This is a genomic window from Microbacterium sp. XT11 (assembly GCF_001513675.1).
Classification (GTDB): domain Bacteria; phylum Actinomycetota; class Actinomycetes; order Actinomycetales; family Microbacteriaceae; genus Microbacterium.
This window is the reverse complement of the sequence record NZ_CP013859.1, coordinates 604,589-626,361: the sequence shown is the minus strand read 5'-3', so window position 1 is coordinate 626,361 and position 21,773 is coordinate 604,589. Positions and strand designations below refer to the sequence as shown.

At 69.5% G+C, this 21,773-nt stretch carries 17 protein-coding genes; 16 read left to right on the top strand and 1 reads right to left on the bottom strand.

Going from position 1 to position 21,773, the window contains the following annotated elements:
- Window positions 1-28: 28 nt before the first annotated feature.
- The 12 genes from AB663_RS03000 (at window position 29) to AB663_RS02945 (ending at window position 13,903) form a co-directional block, all read left to right on the top strand.
- Complete coding sequence (locus AB663_RS03000) at window positions 29-994, top strand: carbohydrate ABC transporter permease (protein ID WP_067195734.1); 966 nt, start codon at window positions 29-31, stop codon at window positions 992-994.
- Window positions 991-1,860 (top strand): carbohydrate ABC transporter permease, encoded by an 870-nt coding sequence (locus AB663_RS02995; protein WP_067195732.1) that lies wholly within the window; start codon window positions 991-993, stop codon window positions 1,858-1,860. Before AB663_RS03000 ends, AB663_RS02995 begins: the two co-directional genes overlap by 4 nt.
- 21 nt (window positions 1,861-1,881) lie before the next feature.
- On the top strand, window positions 1,882-2,715 hold the full coding sequence (locus tag AB663_RS02990; protein WP_067195730.1) for an SDR family oxidoreductase: 834 nt from the start codon (window positions 1,882-1,884) through the stop codon (window positions 2,713-2,715).
- Entirely contained in the window at window positions 2,709-3,632 is a 924-nt protein-coding gene (locus tag AB663_RS02985) for a dihydrodipicolinate synthase family protein (RefSeq protein WP_157540848.1), read from the top strand. The genes AB663_RS02990 and AB663_RS02985 overlap by 7 nt, the downstream gene beginning before the upstream one ends.
- A 61-nt stretch (window positions 3,633-3,693) precedes the next feature.
- Window positions 3,694-4,680 carry a LacI family DNA-binding transcriptional regulator gene (locus AB663_RS02980; RefSeq protein ID WP_067195725.1) on the top strand — a complete coding sequence of 329 codons (987 nt, stop codon included), beginning with the start codon at window positions 3,694-3,696 and terminating at the stop codon, window positions 4,678-4,680.
- Between the two features lie 97 nt (window positions 4,681-4,777).
- Window positions 4,778-6,310, top strand: coding sequence for an FGGY-family carbohydrate kinase (locus AB663_RS02975; RefSeq protein ID WP_067195723.1), 1,533 nt, complete (start codon window positions 4,778-4,780; stop codon window positions 6,308-6,310).
- Window positions 6,307-7,938 carry a fucose isomerase gene (locus tag AB663_RS02970; protein WP_067195721.1) on the top strand — a complete coding sequence of 544 codons (1,632 nt, stop codon included), beginning with the start codon at window positions 6,307-6,309 and terminating at the stop codon, window positions 7,936-7,938. Before AB663_RS02975 ends, AB663_RS02970 begins: the two co-directional genes overlap by 4 nt.
- 196 nt (window positions 7,939-8,134) lie before the next feature.
- Complete coding sequence (locus AB663_RS02965) at window positions 8,135-9,019, top strand: helix-turn-helix domain-containing protein (protein ID WP_232304672.1); 885 nt, start codon at window positions 8,135-8,137, stop codon at window positions 9,017-9,019.
- 389 nt (window positions 9,020-9,408) lie between these two features.
- On the top strand, window positions 9,409-10,404 hold the full coding sequence (locus AB663_RS02960) for a carbohydrate ABC transporter permease (protein ID WP_067195717.1): 996 nt from the start codon (window positions 9,409-9,411) through the stop codon (window positions 10,402-10,404).
- Window positions 10,404-11,357, top strand: coding sequence for a carbohydrate ABC transporter permease (locus tag AB663_RS02955; protein ID WP_083511070.1), 954 nt, complete (start codon window positions 10,404-10,406; stop codon window positions 11,355-11,357). Before AB663_RS02960 ends, AB663_RS02955 begins: the two co-directional genes overlap by 1 nt.
- A 62-nt stretch (window positions 11,358-11,419) precedes the next feature.
- Complete coding sequence (locus AB663_RS02950) at window positions 11,420-12,784, top strand: extracellular solute-binding protein (RefSeq protein WP_067195715.1); 1,365 nt, start codon at window positions 11,420-11,422, stop codon at window positions 12,782-12,784.
- Window positions 12,785-12,874: 90 nt separating this feature from the next.
- The gene (locus AB663_RS02945; protein ID WP_067195713.1) at window positions 12,875-13,903 is read left to right on the top strand and encodes a LacI family DNA-binding transcriptional regulator; all 1,029 of its coding nucleotides are present in this window, start codon (window positions 12,875-12,877) and stop codon (window positions 13,901-13,903) included.
- A gap of 77 nt (window positions 13,904-13,980) precedes the next feature.
- On the opposite strand, the gene AB663_RS02940 is transcribed toward AB663_RS02945, so the two are convergent.
- Window positions 13,981-15,267 carry a glycoside hydrolase 5 family protein gene (locus tag AB663_RS02940; protein ID WP_067195711.1) on the bottom strand — a complete coding sequence of 429 codons (1,287 nt, stop codon included), beginning with the start codon at window positions 15,265-15,267 and terminating at the stop codon, window positions 13,981-13,983.
- Window positions 15,268-15,425: 158 nt separating this feature from the next.
- Between AB663_RS02940 and AB663_RS02935 the strand changes: the two genes are divergently transcribed.
- The 4 genes from AB663_RS02935 to AB663_RS02920 all read left to right on the top strand — a co-directional run bounded on the left by AB663_RS02935 (window position 15,426) and on the right by AB663_RS02920 (window position 21,764).
- Window positions 15,426-16,703, top strand: a complete 1,278-nt coding sequence (locus AB663_RS02935) for an extracellular solute-binding protein (RefSeq protein WP_067195710.1) — start codon at window positions 15,426-15,428, stop codon at window positions 16,701-16,703.
- A gap of 29 nt (window positions 16,704-16,732) precedes the next feature.
- Window positions 16,733-17,680: a carbohydrate ABC transporter permease gene (locus AB663_RS02930; RefSeq protein WP_067195708.1), complete on the top strand. Its 948-nt coding sequence runs from the start codon at window positions 16,733-16,735 to the stop codon at window positions 17,678-17,680.
- A complete protein-coding gene (locus tag AB663_RS02925; RefSeq protein WP_232304616.1) occupies window positions 17,677-18,645 on the top strand; it encodes a carbohydrate ABC transporter permease in 969 nt (322 codons plus the stop codon). The genes AB663_RS02930 and AB663_RS02925 overlap by 4 nt, the downstream gene beginning before the upstream one ends.
- Before the next feature lie 125 nt (window positions 18,646-18,770).
- Window positions 18,771-21,764 carry an alpha-mannosidase gene (locus tag AB663_RS02920; RefSeq protein WP_067195706.1) on the top strand — a complete coding sequence of 998 codons (2,994 nt, stop codon included), beginning with the start codon at window positions 18,771-18,773 and terminating at the stop codon, window positions 21,762-21,764.
- Window positions 21,765-21,773 lie beyond the last annotated feature (9 nt).

Below are 21,773 nucleotides of genomic sequence, written 5' to 3'. Positions count from 1 at the left end.
CCCGCGACACGTGAAAGGACACCCGGCCATGGCCACCCCCACGCTCGAGGCGCCGCCCGCCGCCCGCGCCGCCGCACCCCGGCGGCGACCACGTTCCGGCAGTGCCGTCGGCCGTTTCGTCGAGCGCAACGGCGCGTACCTCTTCCTGTTCCCGGCGATCGCCTACCTCGCGATCTTCACCGTGTTCCCGCTGATCCGGGGCGTGCTGCTCTCGTTCACCGCGACCAAGCTCGTCAACCCCGCAGGCGGACGCGGAGTGGGTCTCGAGAACTACGACTACCTGCTCAGCAGCGACCGCTTCTGGACGTCGGTCGTCACGACGCTGCTGTACACGCTCTTCACCGTGGTCTTCGCCGTCGGCATCGGCACGGCCGGCGCCCTGCTGCTCAACACGGCCTTCAAGGGCCGCAGCATCGTCCGCGCCATCGCGACGATCCCGTGGGCCGTGCCGACCGTCGCCGCCGCGCTCATCTTCGTGTGGATCTACAACAACGAGCAGGGCATCCTCAACCGCACGACGGCCGCCCTCGGCCTCGGCCAGCACGGATGGCTCGTCGACCCGCAGTACGGACTGTTCGCCGTCACCTTCGCCACCGTGTGGAAGCTCACCCCGCTGGTGATGCTCGTCATGCTGAGCGCGCTGCAGAGCGTGCCGCACGAGCTGCGCGAGGCCACCTGGGTCGACGGCGCGACGCGCTTCCAGTCGTTCCTCGCGGTCACGCTGCCGCACATCATGCCGACCGTGCGCGTGATCACGCTGCTGATGACGATCTGGTCGATCCGGCGCTTCGAGATCATCTTCCTCATCACCGGCGGCGGACCTCTTGACGTCACCAACACCCTCGTCGTGAACGTCTACCGCACGGCCTTCCAAGACCAGAACCTCGGCAGGGCGGCCGCCATCGGGGCGCTCGGTCTCGTGCTGTCGCTGCTCGTGACGGTCGTGTACTTCGTCGTGGAGCAGATCCAGGAGCGTCAGGAGAACCAGCGATGACCACCGTGCGCATCCCCACCCCGATTCCTCGCCGCGGGGTCGCCGCCAAGCTCGGCAGCCTCGGCAAGGCCGTGCTCATCACCCTGCTCGTCGTGTTCGCCGGGTTCCCCGTGTACTGGATGCTCGGCACCTCGCTGGGCACGGAGGCCTCGCTGTACCGCGACGGACAGCCGCTCGTCCCCGAGTTCCAGAACATCGGGCAGTGGGGCGGCTTCCTCGCCGACATCCCGATCCTGCGCTGGCTCGGCAACTCCTTCGTGATCGCCGCGGGCACCACGGTGCTCAGCCTCGTGCTGGCGACCATGGCCGCCTACGCGCTCAGCCGCTACCGCTTCCACGGCCGCGGAGTGGCCGGGTTCATCTTCTTCAGCACGCAGATGCTGCCGGAGGCGCTGATCATCGTGCCGCTCTACGCGATCTTCGCCGGAGCGGGCCTGCTGAACAGCCACTGGGGTCTCGTGCTCGCCGACACCGCGTTCGTGATGCCCGTGAGCATGTTCATCATCAAGAGCGGCATCGACAAGATCCCCTACGAGATCGAGGAGTCCGCGCGCATCGACGGATGCTCGCGCCTGCGCATCCTCACCACGATCGTGCTGCCGCTGATCATGCCGAGCATCGCGGCCGCGGCCGTGATCGCCTTCTTCGACGGATGGAACGAGTTCATGTTCGCGAACACGTTCATCTCGTCGTCCGACCTGTGGCCGGCATCCGTGGGGCTGTCGTCGTTCCTCGGGCAGTTCTACACGCCGATGAACGTCGTGATGCTCTGCGCGCTGCTGTTCGCGCTTCCGGCCATCATCTTCTTCCTGTGGGCCCAGCGCGGCATCGTGTCGGGCCTGACCGCAGGATCCGTCAAGGGCTGAGCCCCGCAAGGAGTGAAAGACATGAGTGACGCATTCGACCCGCTGTTCTCGGTGCGCGACAAGGTCATCGTGGTGACCGGAGGCTTCGGGCAGATCGGAGCGGAGTTCGTCCGCGCCCTGCACGCGCGGGGTGCGCGGGTCGCGGTCACCTCGCGCCGCGACGTGGCAGACCCCGCCGCGCGCCTGGAGATCGACGACCCCGACGGCCGCCTGCTCGCGGTGACCATGGACATCACCGACAAGGCGAGCGTCGAGGCCGGCTTCGACCGCGTCGTCGCGGCGTGGGGCGTCCCCACCGTCGTGGTCAACAACGCCGGCCTCGACACGCAGCCCAGCGCTCCGCCTGAGGTGTCGGGGCCGTTCGAGGACTTCCCCGTCGAGGTGTTCCGCGAGGTGGTCGACACGAACCTCGTGGGCACGTTCCTCGTCACGCAGGCGGCGGGGCGACGGATGCGCGACGCCGGAGTGGGCGGCTCGATCATCAACGTCGGCTCCATCTACGGCATGGTCTCCCCGGTGCAGGACATCTACGCCTACAAGGCCGAGGACACCGGCATCCCCTTCATCAAGCCCGTGGCGTACTCGGCGGCGAAGTCCGGCCTGTACAACCTCACCCGCTACTGCGCGACGTACTGGGGCCGCGCCGGCATCCGCGTCAACACGCTGACCCCGTCTGGCGTGCGCCGCGACACGCAGGACGCGAAGTTCCAGGCCAACTACACCGCCCGCATGCCGATCGGCCGCATGGCCGAGGCCGACGAGTACAACGGCGCCCTCGTGTTCCTCGCCTCCGACGCGTCGGCGTACATGACCGGCTCCAACCTCGTCGTGGACGGCGGGTGGACGGCATGGTGAGCGAGGTCCTGGGCGGTCGCCTCTACACCGCGGCCGTGACCCCGATGCATGCGGACGAGAGCGTCGACCACGCCGCGCTCGCCGCCATGCTCGACAGCGACATCCGCCGCGGCGTCGAGGGCGTGTACGTCTGCGGCTCCTCGGGAGAGGGCGTGCTGCTCTCCGAGCACGAGCGCATCGCGGTGGCGCGCACCGCGGTCGAGGCGGCGGCCGGCCGCGTGCCGGTGATCTCGCACGTCGGTGCGATGTCGACGGGTGAGGCGATCCGCATCGCGCAGGACGCGAAGGATGCCGGCGTCGCCGCGGTCTCGATGATCCCGCCGCTGTACTACGGCTATTCGACGGACGACGTCGTGCGGCACTTCCGTGCGGTGATCGATGCGGTCGACGTGCCGTTCCTGCTCTACAACATCCCTCAGTTCACCGGGCGGGACATCTCCGATGGCGGCTTCGACGAGCTGCTCGCTCTGCCGCAGGTGATCGGGGTGAAGCACACCTCGCGCAACCTGTACGGCGCCGAGCGGATCCTGCACCGATACCCCCACCAGACTCTCGTGAACGGCTTCGACGAGTTCTACCTTCCGGCGCTGTCGATCGGAGCGAGCGGAGCGATCGGCACGACGGTGAGCCTGCAGATCGAGCTCTTCCAGTCGCTGCGCCGACGGTTCGAGCGCGGCGACCTCGTCGGCGCGCGAGCCGTGCAGGTGCGCATCAACGACACCGTCGAGTCGATGGTCGAGGTCGGCGTGTTCGCCGCGGCGAAGTACCTGGGAGGCAAGCTGTCGGTGCCGCTGGGTGAATGCCGTGCGCCGCTGCCGGGCCTCGATGAGGCGGGCAGGGTGCGGCTCGACGCGGTGTTCGCCCGCCTGCGGGAGTACGTGGCGCTGACCGCACGCGAAGACGCGGGGGCTGCGTGAACCGGAATCCGGCCGCGGCCGGCGGCTATCGTGTTGAGAAATCGGGCAGCAGGGGGCGTTCATGACCACGATCTACGATGTGGCCGAGCGGGCGGGGGTCTCTCCCGCCACCGTGTCGCGCGTCTTCAACGGCACGAGCGTCTCGGCCGACAAGGTCGCCGCCGTGCGCAAGGCCGCGGCGGAGCTGAACTTCACGCCCAACCGCGCCGCGCGGGCCCTGCGCACCCAGAGCTCCGAGGTGATCGCCCTCATCATCCCCGACATCGAGAACCCGTATTTCACCGAACTGGCACGGGGCGTCGAAGACGTGGCGTCCGAGGCGGGGTACTCCGTCGTGCTCTGCAACTCCGACTCCCAGACCGCGAAGGAGTCGACGTACCTGCAGATCGCGATCGCCGAGAACATGTCGGGCGTCATCATCGCCGCGGCATCCGAGGCGACCGATCTCGACGCCATGATCTCGACGGGCCGCCCGGTCGTCGCGGTCGACCGGGCGACCCGTTACGACCTCGACGGCGTCGTGATCGCCAACAAGGCCGCGGGCACCGCCGCAACCGAGGCGCTGATCGACGCCGGGTACCGCCGCATCGCCTACATCGGCGGGCCGGAGGACATCGACACCGCCGCCGACCGCGCGGCGGGATGGCGTGAGGCGCTCGCCGATCGCGCGTCGTCGGCGGAGCTCGATGCCCTGCAGCGGTTCGCCACCTTCCGCGTAGACGGCGCCAGGGCGGCGATGGAGGAGCTGCTGGCCCTGCCCGAACCGCCCGACGCCGTGGTCGCGGGCAACAACCTCATCGGCGTCGGCGCGATCCAGGTGCTCACCGAGAGAGGGCTCACGCCGCCGAAGTTCGGCGTGGCGGTGGTGGGCTCACTGCCCTTCACCACGCTCTCGCCGACGACGGTCACGATGGTGCGCCTGCCGGCTCGGCACATGGGCGTCACCGCGGCCCGGATGCTGCTCGAGCGGATCAACGGCGACCTGCAGCCAGCGCGCACGGTGGTGCTGCGCGGCGAGCTCCAGGCGGCAAGCGCCGTGCTGTCCTGAGCGGCCGCGACCGGTCGACCGGCACGGCGTCGTCCCATTCTGCACCCATCCCATGAAATCGATTTCGCCCCGAGTGGGCCCTGACCAGGAGGAACCCATGCGCTGCACCCTCGGCGTCGACGTGGGAACGTCGAGCACGAAGGGCGTGCTCGTCGACGACGGCGGACGCATCCTCGCCACTGAGACACGGTCGCACGAGGTCTCCCGGCCGCGCACCGGATGGGTCGAGATGGACGGCGACGTGTGGTGGCACGAGTTCGTCGAGATCGCGGCCGCGCTCGTGGCCGCACGGCCCGACGCCGAGATCGCCGCCGTCGGAGTGAGCGGCATGGGCCCATGCGTGCTGCTCGCCGATGGCGACGACCGCCCGGTGCGCCCCGCGATCCTCTACGGCGTCGACACGCGCGCCACGGCCCAGATCCAGCGCATGACGGCTGAGCTGGGCCTCGACGAGATCACGCGCGTCGGCGGCTCGGTGCTCACCTCGCAGGCCGGCGGCCCGAAGATCGCCTGGGTCGCCGACGAGGAACCCGGGGCCTTCGCCGGCGCGCGGCGCCTGTTCATGCCGGCCTCGTGGCTGGCGCGGCGCCTGACCGGGGCGTACGTGCTCGACCACCAGTCGGCCAGCCAGGTCTCGCCCTTGTACGACATCGACCGCGAGCGCTGGCACGATCCGTTCTGGCAGCGGTACGCGGCGGCGCTCGAACAGCCGACCCTGCTCTGGGCGGGTGACGTCGCGGGTCGCGTCACGGCGGCCGCGGCATCCGCCACCGGCATCCCCGAGGGCACGCCCGTGATCGCGGGCACGATCGACGCCTGGACCGAGGCGGTGAGCGTCGGCGCCCACGAGCCGGGCGACCTCATGCTCATGTACGGCACCACGATGTTCATGGTCTTCACGAACGATGTCGCCGCCGGCGGCGAGGCCCTGCGCACGCCGTCGATGTGGACGACCGCCGGCGCCTTCCCCGGCACCCGCAACCTCGCGGGCGGCCTGTCGACGTCGGGCGCGCTGACCGCCTGGCTCCGCGACCTGACGGATGCCGACTACCCGCAGCTGCTCGCCGATGCCGAGGCGTCTGGTCCCGGCGCGAAGGGCCTGCTCATGCTGCCGTACTTCGCCGGCGAGCGCACCCCGATCCAGGACCCCGACGCCCGCGGCGTCATCGCCGGCCTCACGCTGCAGCACACGCGCGGCGACCTCTACCGCGCCGCGCTCGAGGCCACGGCGCTCGGGGTGCGCCACAACGTCGAGACCATGCGTGACGCGGGGGCCGACATCCGCCGCATCGTCGCGGTCGGCGGCGGCACGCAGGGCCGGCTCTGGCTGCAGACCGTGTCCGACGTGACGGGGCTCGTGCAGGAGGTGCCGGCCACGACGATCGGCGCGAGCTACGGCGCGGCCTTCCTCGCCGCCGTGGCGGTCGCCGACGCCGGCTCGGCGCCGCGCATCGCCGACTGGAACCCCGTGACCGAGACGATCACCCCCGACCCCGCGCTGCGCGCGACCTACGACGCCCTCTTCGACCGGTACGTGCGGCTGTACGCCGGCACGAAAGACGTCGTCCACGAACTCGCCGCCGACCAGCGCGGCGCCGCCCACCCCACCACCGCATCGGAGGAAGCATGACCTACACCCTGCCGGCACCGGCATCCCGTCCGGCATCCGCGCCCAAGACCGCCTACCTGATCACCTCGGGCGACCTGCGCGAGTCCGCCAACGTCGCGGGCTGGCCCGTGCAGGCCGAGACCGAGGCAGCGGTCACCCGCGCCTTCGAAGAGCTCGGCTGGAGCGTCATCCGCCCCTTCGGCGTCGACCCGGTCACCGGTCACGGCTACATCTCCAGCCAGCGCATGGGCATGGAGGTCTTCAAGAACATCCCCGTCGACGCCCCGCTCATCGTCGCCACCGCGAACTGGCAGTACTCGCACCACGTGCTCGCCGGGCTCCGCACCCACCGGGGCCCGATCCTCACCACCGCGAACTTCGCCCCCGACTGGCCTGGCCTCGTCGGCCTGCTCGGGCTGAACGCGGGCCTGACGAAGATGCGCAAGCCGTACTCGACGATCTGGTCGGTGGACTTCACCGACCAGTGGTTCCGCGACGGCATCCGCGAGTGGATCGAGACCGGGACCATCACGCACGACCTCTCGCACGTGCGCCCGCTCCCCGAGCTCCCCGCGTCGCCCGAGAGGCAGCTCGGCGAGGCGCTCGCCGCTCAGCTGCTAGCAGACAAGGCCATCATCGGCGTGTTCGACGAGGGCTGCATGGGCATGTACAACGCCATCTTCGACGACGAGCTGCTCAACGCGACCGGCATCTACAAGGAGCGCCTCTCGCAGTCGGCCCTGTACGCAGAGATGCTCACCGTGACGGATGCCGAGGCGGATGCCGCCTACGACTGGCTCATCGACCACGGCATGACGTTCCGGTTCGGCGAGGACGCGGCCACCGAGCTCACCCGCGAGCAGGTGCAGTGGCAGCTGAAGATGTACATCGCGGCCCTCCGCATCGCCGACGACTTCGGGCTCGACGCGGTCGGCATCCAGTACCAGCAGGGGCTGAAGGATCTCGTGCCTGCGTCCGACCTCGCCGAAGGGCTGCTCAACACCACGGAGCGCCCGCCGGTCACCAGCCGCGACGGGTCTCGCGTGCTGCACGAGGGCCGCGCGTTCCCGCACTTCAACGAGGCCGACGAGGGGGTCGCGGTCGACGCGCTCGTCACCGACCGCGTGTGGCGCTCGATGGGCCTCGTGCCCGACAACACGCTGCACGACGTGCGCTGGGGCGAGGAGTACGACGGACAGTTCGTGTGGGTGTACGAGATCTCCGGCTCCGTGCCCGCCTCGCACCTCGGCGGATGGCAGAACGCCGAGGGATGGCGGCAGGGCCATGTGTTCTTCCCCGCGGGCGGCGCGACCATCAACGGCGTCTCGAAGCCCGGCGAGGTGGTGCTGAGCCGCGTGTTCATCGCCGACGGCATCCTGCAGGCCGACCTGTTCCGCGGGTCCGTCATCGAGCTGCCCGAAGAGGAGACGCGCCGCCGCAAGGAGGCGACCAACCCCGAGTGGCCCATCGCCCACGTCGTGCTCCACGGTCAGAGCCGCGATCAGTTCATGGCGCGCCACAAGGCCAACCACGCGCAGCTCGCATACGCGCCGGATGCCGAGACCGCCGACCGGGCGCTCGTGGCGAAGGCGGCCATGTTCGCGGGCATGGGCATCAAGGTCAACCTCACGGGCGACGTGAAGATCTGACGCGGCTGAAGACCTGGCGCGCGGCGGTCCGACGGGAGAACCGGGGCCGAGCAGCCCGAAGTCATCCACAGATCCGAGGAGCGGTACCCGCGGGGCACTCCGGCAGGGCATGCTGAGGATCAGGGGAAGAACGAGGGAGTGCTGTGTGATGGCGAGTCGGCGGGCGGAACGCTTGCGCCTCTTCGATTCGAAGGTGATGCACCGTGCGGACTTCGAGCTGCGCGACGGGAACGTCTGGATGCGCAACGAGGAGCTGGCGTCGTTCCTGCGGTTCTCGAACCTCCAGGTGGTCTCGGTCGACCCCGCACGTCCTCTGCGCGCCCGCTTCGCGCTGTTCCCGCATGAGTCGTTCGGGCACGTCTCGGCGCCGCGGACGACGGCGCTGTGGCCGCGCGACGAGAACTCCGTCGATCGCGTCCTGGCGCTGATCACGCGAGCCGGGTCGCTGGAGATCGAGACCGAGGGCGTCGTGTACCGCAGGCCCGGCGTGGCGCTGGTGTGCCCGGGAGACTCGTCCGTGACCATGTCGCTGACCGGCGACGACAACGAGGTGCTCTACATCAGCGCGTCGCCGGCTCTGCTCGACGGCGTCGTGCTGCCCTCGGCATCCGGATGGAACCCCGAACCTCCCCAGCCCGAGCTGCTCATGCCCTCGGTGCTCTTCATGGCGGGCCTCTGCCGCATCTCCACGAACACCCCGCACGACGCCGCGCCGCTGCGCATGGCGGCGCGCGAGGTCGCGCGATCGGTGGTGATGCAGATCGTCGGCGATGCCAGCGAGCACCACGGCCTGTTCTCGCGTGCCATGCAGGTGATCGTCGCCGACCACGCCGACCCCGAGCTCGCCGTGAAGACACTGGCCGCGCGGATGGGCGTCTCCACGCGTACGCTGCAACTGGCCTTCAGCAACGAGGGGACGACCGCGGGAGCGCAGCTGCGCGACGTGCGAGCCCGAGCGGCCCTGCGACTGCGGTCGAACAACCCCGCCATGACGCACTCGGCCGTCGCGCGAGCCGTCGGATTCGGCTCGGTCTCGGCGATGCACCGGGCCCTCGCGCGGGTCGACGAGACCGGGGTCTAGATGTAGCGCCCCGCGTGCGTGCCGTCCGGGGATCCGGGGTCTAGCGCGCTGGCGTCCGTGCCGTCCGGGGGTCCAGCGCGCCCCGCGTGCGTGCCGTCCGGGGATCCGGGGTCTAGCGCGCTGGCGTCCGTGCCGTCCGGGGATTCGCCGCACCGCCGAGAAGCACAGGTGCGACGGTGTGCGCAAGCCCCGAGACGAGCGGGATCGTGCGCCGTAGCCTCGGCCCATGTTCTGTTGGTCTGCGCGCGCCCTGCGCCGGAGGAGGCGGTTGCGGGGGGATGAAGCCGAGCCGCATGGTCACAGCCGTGTGGTGACGATCCACACTTCGACGGGAGACGCGTGATGAAAGAGACACGACACCCGACCCGATCGCCGATGCGGAAGCGGCCATGAGCGCGATCTCGACGCCTCCGGCCCCCGCGGCCCCAGCGGCCGCCACGGACACGGCGACGAAGACGCCGCGCCGTCGACGCGCTCGCCGCGCGAGGGACCACTACAACAGGCGCGAGGCGCTCGCCGGCTACCTCTTCATCACGCCGTGGATCATCGGCTTCCTCGTCTTCACCGCGGGCGCCATGATCTACAGCCTGTACATCTCGTTCAGCAGCTACAACCTCGCCACGAACACGGCACGGCCGATCGGCTTCGACAACTACGCGAACCTCTTCGACGACCCGCGAGTGGCCGTGTCGCTCGGCAACACGCTGTTCTACGCCGTGCTGGCCGTGCCGCTGGAGATCATCGTCGCGCTGGTGCTCGCCATGCTCCTCAACCGCGTCGGCCGCGGCGCCGGCGTGTTCCGCACGCTGTATTACCTGCCGAAGATGACGCCCGCTGTCGCCACGGCCTCGATGTTCTTCCTCCTGCTCAACGGCAACAACGGCGCCGTCAACCAGTTCCTCCGTCTCTTCGGCATCCAGGGTCCGCAGTGGCTGGTCGATCCGGCGTGGGTCAAGCCCAGCATCGTCATCATGACCCTGTGGACCGTCGCCGGGACCATGGTGATCTTCCTCGCTGCTCTCAAGAACGTGCCCGTCGAGCTGTACGAGGTCGCATCGCTCGACGGCGCCGGACCCGTGCGCAAGTTCTTCGCGATCACGCTGCCGATGATCTCGGGCGCGATGTTCTTCAACGTGATCGTGCTCTCGATCGCCGCGTTCCAGGTCTTCGACCAGGCCTACGTGCTGTTCTGGCGCGACCAGAGCAACTCCTCGCCCGAGGCCTCGCTGTTCTATGCGATCTACCTGTTCCAGCAGGCGTTCCGGCAATTCAACTTCGGGTTCGCGGCCGCGATGGCCTGGCTGCTCTTCGTCATCATCCTGATCATCACGGCGATCCAGGTGAAGTTCGGCAACAGGTTCGTCTACTACGAGGGGGATCACTGATGTCGGCGTCGCTGCAGCAGCTGCCCCGCCCGTCGCGCGTGGGGCGCGAGCTCGAGACCGAGGCCATCACGGTCCCGCGGCGCTCGCGCTGGCGCCGCAACGTCGCACAGCCGAAGAGCTTCGCGGCGCGCGTCGTGCTCGCGATCGTGCTCGTGGCGTTCGGACTCCTCTTCCTCTACCCGTTCGCGTGGCTGCTGGCGGCCAGCCTCAAGCCCCGCGGCGAGGTGTTCGACAACGCCCTCATCCCGAAGACCTTCGTTCCGGAGAACTACGCGGAGGTCTGGAACCAGCTGCCGCTGCTCAGCTGGATGGGCAACAGCATCGGCATCGCGCTCCTGGCCGCGACCGCCGTGGCCGTCTCCAGCTCGATCGTGGCGTTCGGCTTCGCGTACTTCCGGTTCCCCGGCCGCGGCCTGCTCTTCGGGCTCGTGCTGGCGACCATGATGCTTCCGGGAGCCGTCACGATGATCCCCATCTACCTGATCTGGAAGCAGACCGGGATGCTGGGCACCTGGGTTCCGCTGTGGGGCATGAACCTCTTCGGCTCGGCCTTCTACATCTTCCTCCAGCGCCAGTTCTACCTCGGCCTCCCGAAGGAACTGTTCGAGGCCGCGCGGCTCGACGGAGCGAGCTACTGGGGACTCTTCTGGCGCATCGCCATGCCGCTGTCGATCCCGTCGTTCGTCATCGTGTTCCTCTTCGAGTTCCAGGCGAGCTGGAACAACCTGCAGGCCGCGCTGATCTACCTGAACGCCGGTTCGGTCGACGACTTCACGGCGCCGCTCGGCATCGCCTACGCGATGACCAAGTACAGCCCCACGGCCGGCGGGCACGGCGACTACCAGTACGTCATGGTGGCGTCGCTCATCGTCACGCTGCCCATGCTCATCCTCTTCGCCTTCGGTCAGCGGTACTTCATCGAGGGGGTGGCGACGCAGGGCCGGAAGGGCTGATGCGCCGACGCAGGCGTCACCGGTTCGCACAGCACGATCACACAACAGGAATGAGGAACGAGATGCGCACACGCATTCTGGGAATGGCCGCGGTCGTCGCGGCATCCGCCGTCGTGCTCGCCGGGTGCGGCACGGGCGGCGGCGACGATCCGGCGGCCGGTGTCGACTTCGACGCGAAGCCGACCGGCACGCTCAAGGCGTGGGGATTCGAGAACGCCGACGACGTCGGGCAGTCGCGCCTCGACTACGCGGCGGAGCAGCTGAAGGACGTGAAGATCGACCTCGACGCGACGGCGTTCGACGCGCAGAAATTCACCACGCGCCTCGCCGGCGGCGACGTGCCGGACGTCGTGCAGATGGACCGCCGGTACGTCACCACCTATGCGGCGCAGAACCTCATCCTGCCGCTCGACCAGTGCTTCGACGCGCAGAGCGTGACGCCGCGTGACCACTGGTACCCGTTCGTGGTCGACGACGTGACCTACGACAAGGAGATCTGGGCGGTGCCGCAGTTCTACCAGCCGCCGGCCATCCTCGTGAACAAGAAGGTCCTCGCCGAGGCGGGGGTCAGCTCGGCCGACATCGACACCTCGAAGCCCGACGTGCTGCTCGCGGCGATCGCCAAGATGTACCAGGAGTCGGGCGGGGTGCCCACGCGGCTCGGGTTCGACCCCGTGGCGACGGGCCAGGGCGGGCTGTGGATCCTCGGCATGGGCGGTCAGCTGAACGACGACAAGGGCGCGCCGACTCTCGACGACCCGAAGAACGTCGCCGGCATCGAGCTGCTCAAGAAGATCACCGACGCGCAGGGGGGCTTCGCGGCGGTGAAGAGCTTCACCGACTCGTTCGACACCTTCGGAGACAACAACCAGTACGTCGCCGGTCAGGTGGGCGCCCAGGTCAACGCCCAGTGGTACCCCAACGTGCTGTCGCCCTATGTCGACCAGCTCCAGCTCGAAGCCGTGCCGTTCCGCAACGCCGACGGCGAGCCGTTCTCCGTCGCGTCCGGGACGGCCTTCGTGATCCCGGTCGGAGCCAAGAACCCCGCGGCCGCCTGCGCCTGGATGGTCGAGCTGACCAGCGACGAGGCGTGGAACGCGGCGGGTGAGGCCCGCGGCGAGACGCGCGCCAAGGAGGGCGGCATCAACACGGGCCTGTTCACCGGCTCGCCGTCGGCCGACAAGGCCATCCGCGACGAGTGGGTCAAGCCCAGCGGCAACGACGACTTCGACCAGGTCATCTCGACCTACTACGACGTCGTCGACTACGGGCAGTCGTTCGGCTCGTCGCCGGCGGGCCAGGAGATCCAGAACGAGCTGAACAACGCCATCACGGCGGCCCTGCTCGGCGACAAGACGCCGGAGCAGGCGCTCGCCGACGCGCAGAAGGCCGCGATGCGGGCCTACGAGAACGCCACGGCGGGCTGACACGCGGGAGGGCGGGGCGGGCACGGCTCCGCCTCGCCCCCCTGGCCCGCGCACCCACGTCGGTCTCGGAACGATCGCTACAGTGGTCGAGTGTCCAAAGCGAAGCGCGTGACCATCACGGACATCGCACGCCTTGCGGGCGTGTCTCCGGGTGCGGTGTCGTTCGCGCTCAACGGACGTCCGGGCGTGAGCGCCGAGACGCGGCAGCGCATCCTCGACATCGCCGAGCAGCATCAGTGGGAGCCGAGTTCGGCGGCGAGAGCGCTCGTCGGCGCGAGGGCCGGCGTGGTCGGCTTCGCCGTCAACCGCCCCGCCGACACCCTGGGGGCCGAGGCGTTCTTCACCGACCTCATCGCGGGGGCGCAGTCCGAGCTGTCGCGCCACCGCATCGCGATGCAGATGGTGCTCGTGTCGTCGATCGACGAGGAGGTCGCCACCTACCGGCGCTGGCGCAGCGCCAATCAGGTCGACGGCGTCATCGTGATCGACCCGCGCGACGACGACCCGCGGCTGACGCTGCTTCCCGAGCTCGGCCTCCCCGCCGTCGTGATCGGCAGCGGCGCATCGCAGGCCGGTCAGCCCGCCGCCATCTGGCTCGACGACGGCCAGGTCGCGCACTCCCTCTTCGACTACCTCTCGGCCCTCGGGCACCGCTCCATCACGTACGTCTCCGGTCCCGCCGAGTTCCAGCACACGCGACTGCGCACCGAGGTGCTCGCCTCCCTCTCCGAGCGGGGCGTGCACGGAGAGGTCGTCACCACCGACTACTCGCCCGCCGCGGCATCCGCCGCCATGCGGACGCTGCTCAGCCGGGCCGGCCGGCCGACCGCTGTCGTCTTCGACAACGACGTCATGGCCATCGCGGGTCTGCGCGTCGCCCAGGAGATGGGGCTGGCGGCACCGGCCGACGTCTCCCTCGCCTCGTTCGACGACTCGGTCGTCGCCGGCCTCGTGCACCCCTCGATCACCTGCATCACGCGCGACACGTTCGGTCTGGGGGCGGATGCCGCGGGCTTCCTGCTCGAGCAGATCGAGGCGCCGGAGGTGCTGGCCGACCGCGTGGGCTCGCTGCCGCAGCTCACCGTGCGCGAGAGCACAGGGGTGCCGGCGCGGCGCTGAGCACCCACGGCGCTGAGCCCCGTGCCGGTGCGGAATGCCGAAGCCGTCCGCGCCGCAGTGGTCGGCGCGGCGCGCGATCAGACGACGGTGTTCTGCGAGGAGTACGTCACGTGGTCGAGCTCGGGGCGCACGAGCTCGGTGATGCCGCGCGCCGCGAGCACCTCGGGCTTCGCGGCATCCGCCGAGGTGACGAACGCGGGATCGACGCCGGCCTCGCACGCGTCGACCCATGCCTGGAAGATCGCGCCGCCCGGGCTCATGGCATCGCGGCTCACCGGCGTCTCCTCGCCGTCGACCTCCACGACGATCCCCAGCGTGCGCGGCGGAGCCGCACGGCGCTCCCGCAGCTCGGGGATCAGCTCGGCGAACCGCCGCCCGATGGGCTTGGCGAGGCCGTCCTGGTCGACGAGCCCCAGCGTGTACTCCAGTTCGGGGAAGTCGGCCAGCGACCGGCTCACGTCGTGCGAGCACCACCACGTCACGCCCCACAGATCCTGCGTGCGCGCCACGGATCGCAGCGTCGCCTCGAGGAAGTCGGGCGTCTGCTCCGGTGTGAGGCAGTTCGAGGGCGCGCCGACCTCCTGCAGCCAGATCTGCCGCGCGGGGTCGGTCGCGAAGGCCCTCGCCAGCTCGATCAGGTACTCGGCGTGACGGTCGGATGCCGTCGAGCGCCCGCCGTACTTCTGCGCCGTGCCGTTGAAGATCCAGGAGTGCACGGTGGTGAGGTCGCCGAGGCGCGACGCGAGACGCGGCGTGAAGCCGTGCCCGTCCATGTACCACGCCGCGTCGTACTCGCTGTGCACGTGCGGAACGCCGGGTGCGGCCTCGCGCGCGGCGTCGAGCAGCGTCGTGATCCAGGTCGCGGCCTCCGCCTCGGTCACCGGCCACGGCGACGGGTGGTTGCGTGCCGAGAACTGGTTGGTCTCGTTGCCGAGCGTGAAGCCGAGGAAGTTCGGCTCGTCCCGCAGCGCCTCGCCCAGGCGGCGGACGAGCTCCGCCTGCCCGCTCAGGGCGTCGGGGTGGGTGAACATGTTCTTGTCGTGCCACGTGAACAGCCACGACGGCACGAAGTCGAAGCTCGACAGGTGACCCTGGATCACGTCGACACCGGCGTCGAGGCCGAGCTCGCCGGCCGCCTCCACCACGGAGCGCACGTCGTCGACCGCTTCGGCGCGGATGAGGGTGCGGTTGGGCTGCAGCACCGTCCACAGCGGGAAGATGCGCACGTGGTCGAGGCCGAGCTCGGCGAGCGCCTCGAAGTCGCGGCGCACCTCGTCGAGGTCGAGCGACATCCACGCGTGCATCCACTGGGAGCGGGGCGTGTAGTTGGCGCCGAAGCGCAGGGGGGCGATGGTGGGGCGCATCGCTGTCCTTTCGAGAATCGACGCTGACTCGAAGCATCCGCGGGGTGGACCCTTCGCACGACGATGTGGCATGCTATGGTCACTATACCGTTTTAGTTGAGGTCGCGACAGCGCCTCGCCCGAGACGCACCAGCCTCGTCACTTCGAAGGAGAAGTCCATGAAGCACCGTTCCACAGCAGTCGCAGGCATCGCGGTCGCGGCATCCCTCGTCCTCGCCGGCTGCACCGGCGGCGGAGGCGCTGCGGCAGGCGGCGGGGGAAACGGGGAGGTCTCCGGCGAGATCACGTTCCAGACCTGGTCGCTGAAGAACGAGAAGTTCACCCCCTACTTCGAGGACGTCATCGCGGCGTTCGAGAAGGAGCATCCAGGCGCGACCGTGAAATGGATCGACCAGCCGGCCGACGGTTACGAGGACAAGATCCTCCAGCAGGCCGAGTCGGGCGAGCTGCCCGACGTCGTCAACCTGCCGCCCGAGTACGCGTACTCCCTCGCCTCGGCCGATCAGCTGCTCGACCTCGGCGGCGCGTCCGACGTGATCGACGAGTACGTCCCCGGCGGTGTCGCCGCCTACGAGTACGACGGGCTCGACGGCTCGTTCGCGTTCCCCTGGTACCTCGGCACCGAGCTGAACTACTGGAACAAGGCGCTGCTCGCGAAGGGCGGCATCGCCGAACCGCCGAAGACCTTCGACGAGACGCTCGACGCGGCCGAGAAGCTCGCGGCCGCCGGCGTGCCGATGTTCTCGTCGGTGCCCAGCCCGAAGACGCTGCAGATCGTCGGGGCGGCGCCCGAGATCTACAAGGACGGCGAGTTCGTCTTCAACACCCCGGAGGCCGCCGCCATCATCGACCGGTACGCCGAGCTGTACAAGGCCGGGGCGATCACCGCCGAGGCGCTGCAGGGTGCAGGCACGGCCAACTCGAACATCAACATCTTCAACACGGGCGGCGTCGCGTGGACGACCGCCGGGCCGAACTACATCGACAAGGACGTCGCGGTCAACGCGCCGAACCTGCTGCCCGACGTCGATGTGACGAACGGCTTCGGCAACCCGCCGCTCTTCGTGCAGGGCATCAGCGTGTCGAAGAACTCGAAGAACTCCGCCACAGCCCTCGCCTTCGCCGAGTTCCTGACGAACACCGAGAACCAGATCGCCTTCGTCACCCTCGCGACCGGATTCTTCCCCGGCACGGTCGAGGCGAACGCCGATCCGTCCGCGTTCTCCGAGGCGCCCGTCAACGAGCTGCAGGCGACCGCGACGTCGCTGGCCGCCGAGCAGATGGCCGACGCGAAGCAGGCCGGTGCGCCGCAGTACACCGAGGACATGGAGACCTACGCCAAGCAGCAGATCGCGCTCGCGGTCACCGGAGAGATCACCGGGCAGGAGGCGCTGGACAAGGCCGTCGAGTACGCGCAGCAGAACGTGGTCGACTGACCACCCGCCGGGCGGAGAGAGGTGAGACCGTGAAGAGACAGAGCTGGTACACGCCGTACCTGCTGGTGCTGCCCGCCGTCGTCTGGGTGTTCGTGTTCGCCCTCTGGCCCTTCCTGAACACCGTGGTGCTCGCGTTCACGGATGCCCGCCCTCTCCGCCCCGCCGAGTTCGTCGGCCTGGCGAACTTCGCCAAGCTGTTCGAAGACGAGCGCTTCGGCTACGCGCTCACCACCTCGCTCGTGTACGTGGTGGTGTGCGTGCCGCTGCTCACCTTCCTCCCGTTGCTGCTCGCGCTGCTCGTGCACACCAAGATCCCGGCGATCGGCTTCTTCCGCACGACGTTCTACTTCCCCGTCATCGCCTCGGCGGTCGTCGTCGCCATCGTGTGGGAGTTCCTCTTCTCGGGCAGCGGCACCATCAACTCCGCGCTGAAGTTCTTCGGCGTCGTCGACCGGCCCATCGAGTTCCTGTCCGACCGCTGGCTGCTCATCGGCTGTGCGATCGGCCTGACCGTGTGGAAGGGCCTCGGCTACTACATGGTCGTGTACCTCGCCGCCCTCGGCAACGTCGGACGCGAGCTGCACGAGGCCGCTGCCATGGACGGCGCCGGCAGGCTTCGCCGTTTCTGGTCGGTCACGGTGCCCGGAGTCCGCGGGCCGATGATGCTCGTATCCGTGCTCGTGTGCGTCGGCGCGATGCGGGTGTTCACCGAGCTCTACGTGCTCTCCAACGGCTCGGGAGGACCCGGCGGCCGCGCCATGAGCATGGTCATGCTGATCCAGTCCATGGGCAAGGGTCTCAACGGCCAGGTGGGCTACGCATCCGCCATCTCGCTCGTGCTCTTCCTGCTCACGCTCGTGCCGCTCGCCGTCGTCGGCGTGATCAACAACAGCGACACCCTCAAGGACGCGCTGGCGGCCCGTCGCACCGCACGCGCAGCGCGCCTCGCCCGCCGAGCGCAGGGAGCGACCCGATGACGTCCGTGCAGACACCGGAGCAGACCCGTCGGCGGGCTCCTCGGCCCGAGCGCGCGTACCGGGCCAAGGGCTCGCAGACCCGTCGGCAGGCTCCTCGCCGTGAGCGTCCGTACCGGGCCCAGGGCTCGTCCGACATCATGAAGCCCTCGCTGGGCGGCCTCATCGGGCGCTACGCGCTGCTGCTGATCGTGCTCGCGATCATGGTGTTCCCCTTCCTCTGGCAGATGTCGACGTCGTTCAAGGGGGCGACCGAGAACATCTACGACTTCCCGCCGCAGCTGATCCCGCAGGCGCCGACCCTCGACAACTACGCGGAGGTCTTCCGCACCATCCCGGTGCTCGACTACGCATGGCACTCGCTGCTCGTCGGGGTGGGCACGGTCGTCACGAACGTCGTGTTCGCGACGATCGGCGGCTACGCGCTGGGCACCATGAAGTTCCGCGGCAAGTGGGTGGTGCTCGCCATCATCTTCTCGACCCTGCTGCTCCCCGGAGAGGTCACGCTCACGAGCCAATACCTCACCGTGAAGTCGCTCGGGCTCGCCAACACCCTGTGGGGCGTCTTCCTCCCCGGCGCGATCGCGGCGATCAACGTGCTGCTCATGATGGCCGCGTGCCGGATGATCCCGCCGGACACCCTCGATGCGGCGACCATCGACGGCGCCAACACGATGCAGCGCCTGCGGCACATCGTGTGGCCCAACGTCCGCGGCATGGTGTCGGTGGTCGCGCTGTTCGCGTTCATCGGCGCGTGGGACGACTTCCTGTGGCCACTCGTCGTGCTCTCCGACCCCGCCAACTACACCCTCACGGTCGGCATGCAGTACCTGAGCTCGAACTTCTCGGCGAACCCCCGCGTCATCGCGGCGGGCACCATGATCGCGCTCGTCCCGATCATCGTGCTCTTCGCCGCGCTGCAGCGTCAGTTCTTCAAGGGCGTCGAGGAGGGAAGCGTCAAGGGATGACGGCAGCGGGCGGATGCGGGACGGCGCGGGATGCAGAGCGTCGCGCGGCATCCTCCCTCTGAACCGGTTTAGTAAATTAGCCTGAGTAAACCTCGCCCTCCCCGTGGACCGGAGACATCCCCCTCATGCATGACGACACGTCCCTCACCGTCGGCCGCGTCACGCGGGTGCTCGACGAGCGCATCCGCCCCGCCATCCATTCCGCCTCCGTGCCGCTCACGGTCGAGGCCGTGCAGCTCCCCGGCGAGCCGATCCCTCCGGCGGAGGGGCTCGCGCTCGACTTCGCCCCCGTGGCGGTGCCCGCCCCGTGGGGACCGGCGTGGTCGACGACGTGGTTCCGCCTCACCGGTCGAGTCCCGGCCGGCTGGGCCGGCCGCCGCGTCGAGGCCGTGATCGACCTCGGGTTCGATATCAACATGCCGGGGTTCCAGTGCGAGGCCCTCGTCTACCGGCCGGACGGCTCACCGGTGAAGAGCATCAACCCGCGCAACCAGTGGCTGCCGATCGCCGACACGGCCGAGGGTGACGAGCCCGTCGAGCTGTACCTCGAAGCCGCCGCGAATCCCGTGCTGCTCGACTACCACCCCTTCCTCCCGACGCAGGAGGGCGACATCCTCACGTCGTCGCCCGAGCCGCTGTACCGCACGCGGCGCATCGATCTCGCGATCTTCGAGCCGGAGGTCTTCGAACTCTCGCTCGACCTCGAGGTGCTGTCGGAGCTGCAGGCCGAGCTGCCGGCCACGTCACCGCGGCGCATGCGCATCCTGCAGGCGCTCGACGACGCGCTCGACGTGCTCGACCTGCAGCGCATCGCCGAGACCGCGGCAGACGCGCGAGCACAGCTCGCCGACGTGCTGGCGGCCCCTGCCGAGGCGAGCGCGCACCGCATCTCGGCGATCGGGCACGCCCACATCGACTCCGCCTGGCTGTGGCCGGTGCGCGAGACCATCCGCAAGGTCGCCCGCACGACCTCGTCGATGACCGCGCTGCTCGACGAGCATCCGGAGTTCCAGTACGGCATGTCGAGCGCACAGCAGTACGCCTGGCTCAAGGAGCACCGCCCCGAGGTGTACGAGCGCGTCAAGGCGGCGGTCGCAGAAGGGCGCTTCCTCCCGCTCGGCGGCATGTGGGTCGAGTCCGACACGGTCATGCCGAGCGGCGAGTCGATGGTGCGCCAGTTCTCCTACGGACAGCGCTTCTTCGAGCGGGAGTTCGGCATCCGGTCGAAGGGCGTCTGGCTGCCCGACAGCTTCGGCTACTCACCGGCGCTGCCGCAGCTCATGCGCCGAGCGGGGTTCGAGTGGTTCTTCACGCAGAAGATCTCGTGGAACCAGCAGAACGTGTTCCCGCACCACACCTTCCTCTGGGAGGGCATCGACGGATCGCGCGTGTTCACGCACTTCCCGTCGATGGACACGTACAACTCGCAGCTCTCCGGCGCCGAGGTCGCGAAGGCGGCGCGCCAGTTCAAGGAGAACCGGCTGACCTCGCGCTCGATCGCCCCTGTGGGCTGGGGCGACGGCGGCGGAGGGACCACGCGCGAGATGACCGGAAAGGCCGCTCGCCTGCGCGACCTGGAGGGCAGCGCCAGGGTCGAGTGGGAGCATCCCGACGTCTTCTTCGAGGCGGCGAAGGCCGAGCTGCCGCACCCCGCCGTGTGGGTCGGCGAGCTCTACCTCGAGCTGCACCGCGGCACGCTCACGAGCCAGCACGCGACCAAGGCGCTGCACCGGTGGGCGGAGCACGCGCTCGTCGAGGCGGAGCTGTGGGCCGCGACGGATGCCGTGCGCACCGGCGCCGCGCACCCCCGGGCCGAGTTCGACCGGCTGTGGCAGACGCTGCTGCTGCACGAGTTCCACGACATCCTCCCCGGAACGTCGATCGCCTGGGTCCACCGCGAGGCCGTCGAGGTGCTCTCGGGCGTGCTCGACGATGCGCGCGCGCTGTCGGATGCCGCGCGCCGCTCGCTCGCCGGGGACGGCGACCGCGCGCTGGTGTTCGACCCGCTCGCCGGGGACGCGGTGGAGACCCGGTCGCCGGACGGCGACGGTGGCAGCGAGACCGCTGCCGTGTCGCTCACCGAGGAGTCCGGCGGCTACCGGCTGGAGAACGAGCTCGTGTCGGTGCTCATCTCGGCCGACGGGCTGATCACCTCGGCCGTCGACAAGGCCACGGGGCGGGAGGCCGTCGCCGCGGGGCGTGCCGCGAACCTCTTCCAGCTGCACCAGGACTTCCCCAACATGTGGGATGCGTGGGACATCGACCGCTACTACCGCAACAGCGTCACCGACCTCACCGACGCGGCCGAGGTCACGGCATCCGTCGAGGCGGGAACGGCCGTCGTGAGGGTCGTGCGTCGCTTCTCGGAGTCGACGATCGAGCAGACGATCGTGCTGCGCCCGGGATCGCGCACCGTGCTGCTGCGCAACGACGTCGACTGGCACGAGACCGAGAAGCTGCTCAAGCTCGCCTTCCCGCTCGACGTGCAGGCCACGCACACCGAGGCGGAGACGCAGTTCGGGTACCAGTCGCGCGTGACGCACACGAACACGAGCTGGGAGGCCGCGAAGTTCGAGACCTCGATGCACCGGTTCGTGCTCGTGCGCGAGCAGGACTTCGGCGTGGCCCTCGTGAACGACTCGATCTACGGCTACGACACCACACGCGACGCGGACGACGACGGGGTCACGACCACCGTGCGGCTGTCGCTGCTGCGCGCCCCGCGGTTCCCCGACCCCGACACCGACCACGGCCACCACGAGATCGAGGTCGGCTTCGTAATCGGCGCGGATGCCGCGATCGCGACAGCCGAGGGGCGGCGGCTGAACGCGCCGGCGACGGTCGTGCGAGGCGGACGCGAGGTCGAGCCGCTCGTGTCGGTCGACGGCGAGGGCATCGTCGTGTCGGCAGTGAAGCTCGCCGACGACGACTCCGGTGACGTGATCGTGCGCGTGTACGAGGCGCTCGGACGCCGCGCGGCCGGCGTGCTCGAGATCGGGTTCGAGCACCGCGAGGTGCGCGAGGTGAGCCTCATCGAAGACGAGCTGGAGTCCCCGCGACGCGGCGGCGAGCTGCAGCTGCGCCCGTTCGAGGTCCGCACGCTCCGCATCGCACGCTGAACGCGGCCC